The organism is Propionicimonas sp., assembly GCF_034927565.1.
In the GTDB taxonomy this organism is placed as follows: Bacteria; Actinomycetota; Actinomycetes; order Propionibacteriales; family Propionibacteriaceae; genus Propionicimonas.
On sequence record NZ_JAYFPT010000111.1, the window covers coordinates 1 to 2,589 of the forward strand.

Here is a 2,589-nt window from a genome sequence, read left to right on the forward strand (position 1 = left end):
CTCAGTCGGGCTGGGTGGCGGCACGGTGGATGCTCACCACGGCGGAGGTGACCCGCTCGGTGACGACGCCGTCGCGGCGCAGATCGAGGTAGAACACCGCGGGCGAGCCGAGCCGCACCTGGTTGAGCCACAGCAGCCGGATCTCCTCGGCGTCGCGGCGCAGCGGTACTGGCGCCCGACTGCGGTCGGGATCCGGCGCCCGCAGGATGACCGCCTCGTCCAGGTCGATCAGGTAGTGCGAGCCGCTGGCGGTGCCCAGGATCCACTGGCCCCGGTCGCAGTCCGGGCAGATCACCACCCCTGAGGGATGGGGATGCTGCTGCTCCGGGGGACGGAAGCCGGTCTGGTCACTCATGCGCCCGGGCTTTCGTACCCCGGTCGTGCGGGGCCGGCCACCGGGGGCTTACCGGCGGCACCGGGTTCCCGGCTCGGCTGCTTCACAGCTTTGATGTTAGAGCGTGTCCGTCTGTCCGTCTGGGGAGGGGGACACGCTCCGGGCGTGCGGCCGTCGCCGGGCGAGGGACGTCACCGGTTCAAGACGGCCGGTCGGGGCCCAGTACGGGCGTGCGACGATTGCCGTCATGAGCGCTCCGACCGGAATCGTCCGACCAGCCACGGCTGCCGACGCGGCCGGCTGCCTCGCGATCTACACCCCTTACGTCCACGACACCACGATCACCTTCGAGACCGAGCCGCCGACGGTCCAGCAGATGGCCGCGCGGCTCGCCGACTGCGCCGCCAGCCACGCCTGGCTGGTCTATGAGCGGGACGGCGAGGTGATCGGCTACGCCTACGGGCACGCCTTCGCCGAGCGCTCGGCGTACGCCTGGTCCTGCGAGACCAGCATCTACGTGGCCTCGCAGTCGCGGGGCGCCGGGGCGGGCCGGGCGCTCTACGACGCTCTGCTGCCCGCCCTGGCCGTCCGCGGCTACCGCCGGGCGATCGCGCTGATCACCCAGCCCAACGAGGCGAGCATGGCCCTCCACGCGGCCTACGGTTTCGAACCGGCGGGCCTGCTGCGCCGGGTCGGCTGGAAACACGGCGCCTGGTGCGATGTCGCCTGGTTGCAGCGCGATCTGGGCGACATCGCCTCGGACGATCCGCCGGCAGCGTTGCGCTGATCGTTCGGCCGTCACGCACGGCCGGCGCAGGGCAAGATGGAAAGGCATCCTCCGAGGAAAGGGACTGTCATCTCCACCAGCACCGGGCGGCTGCGGGTCGCCATGTTCACCGACAACTACGGGCCCCGTGCGAGCGGGCTGGTCCGTGCCGTGCAGGAACTCGAGCACCAGGTGCTCGCCGAAGGGCACGAGGTGCTGCTGGTGGCGCCGGCCAGCGCGGGGACGAGCCCGGACGCCGAGGACCCGTGGCGAAGTGAACGGCGGCTGGCCAGCCTGCCCGTGCCAGGGGTCCAGCTGCGGCTGTCGCTGGGCAGGGGCTTCGAACGGGCGCTGGACGAGCTGGTGGCAGACCCACCCGACGTGGTGCACGTCCACGGACTGGGGCCGGTGGGGCTGCTGGGGATGTGGGTGGCCGAGAAGGCCGACCGTCCGCTGGTGGTCACCTGGCACACCGACTTCGAGGCCTACGCCGAGCACTTCGGCCCGATGCTGCCTGCGCTCGCCGGTGCCTACCGGGTCTTCTTCCGGCACTTCGACGCCGGCCGTGACCTCGCCCGTGGGATCCCGGGGGAGGGGCGCAGCCGATCGCTGGCCGATCTGCTGGCCCTGGCCGCCGCCCTGCTCACCGAGGCCGACGTGGTCACCACTCCGTCCGACAAGACCGCCGACCGGGTGCTGTCGATCGCACCGGACGCGCACGTGCAGGTGGTGCCGAACGGCTGCGACCCGCTTCCGGAGCAGCCGGCGTTGTCGCGTGGGACGGGACCACGCCTGCTGTACGTCGGGTGGGTGGGCGCCGAGAAGGGCATCGGGCTGCTGCTGGACGCCTTCGACCTGGTGCGCCAGGCCCGTCCGGACGCCGAACTGGTGCTGGTCGGTCCGCGCAATACCGGCGACCTCGGGTTGCGCCGCCGGCTCGGCCGGGCGATCCGGGCCGGGGGAGTCCACTGGGTGGGCGAGGTTCCCCACGATCAACTCGCGGCCTGGTACGCCTCGGCGGATCTCTTCGTGTTCGGTTCGGAGACCGACACCCAGGCACTGGTGCTCCACGAGGCAGCGCACGCCGGCTTGCCGCTGGTGCTGGTCGACCCCGGTCTGCGCCTGGTCGCTGAGGACGGGGTCAACGCCCGGTTCGCCCGTCCGGAGCCGTCGGAGTTGGCCGCCACCGTGCTGGACTTCCTCGCCGCCCTGGCCGATCCGGCCACCGCCGCCCGCGCCTCGGCCCGCAGCCGCGAACTGGCCGCCGTCCACACCGGAAGGCACCAGGCGCAGGTGATGCTGGGGATCTACCAAGAGCTGGCTGAACTGCGGCGCGGTACCGGGACCTGACGGACCGGAATGCCGCTGTGTGAAAGCACCGAAAACCTCGCGGGAACCCGGGTGGACGTACTAGCGTGCCTAGAGCGTGTCTCCCTATCCCCAACGGTGGCCTGCTGCGCGGTGCCCCGCGGGCGTCTCGCGGCGTTGT

Annotated in this window: 3 protein-coding genes; 2 read left to right on the top strand and 1 reads right to left on the bottom strand. The window is 72.0% G+C overall.

From position 1 onward, the window contains the following. Position 1: 1 nt before the first annotated feature. Entirely contained in the window at positions 2-355 is a 354-nt protein-coding gene (locus VB080_RS15245; protein ID WP_323419307.1) for a hypothetical protein, read from the bottom strand. A 226-nt stretch (positions 356-581) separates the two neighbouring features. Between VB080_RS15245 and VB080_RS15250 the strand changes: the two genes are divergently transcribed. Both VB080_RS15250 and VB080_RS15255 read left to right on the top strand, forming a co-directional pair. Further along, positions 582-1,121 carry a GNAT family N-acetyltransferase gene (locus VB080_RS15250; RefSeq protein WP_323419308.1) on the top strand — a complete coding sequence of 180 codons (540 nt, stop codon included), beginning with the start codon at positions 582-584 and terminating at the stop codon, positions 1,119-1,121. A 36-nt stretch (positions 1,122-1,157) separates the two neighbouring features. Next, positions 1,158-2,450 carry a glycosyltransferase gene (locus tag VB080_RS15255; protein WP_323419309.1) on the top strand — a complete coding sequence of 431 codons (1,293 nt, stop codon included), beginning with the start codon at positions 1,158-1,160 and terminating at the stop codon, positions 2,448-2,450. Positions 2,451-2,589 lie beyond the last annotated feature (139 nt).

Bases quoted from the DNA above. Each gene is read 5' to 3' on its own strand.
- VB080_RS15255 (WP_323419309.1), top strand. From the start codon at position 1,158: ATGGAAAGGCATCCTCCGAGGAAAGGGACTGTCATCTCCACCAGCACC.
- VB080_RS15245 (WP_323419307.1), bottom strand. From the start codon at position 355: ATGAGTGACCAGACCGGCTTCCGTCCCCCGGAGCAGCAGCATCCCCAT.
- VB080_RS15250 (WP_323419308.1), top strand. From the start codon at position 582: ATGAGCGCTCCGACCGGAATCGTCCGACCAGCCACGGCTGCCGACGCG.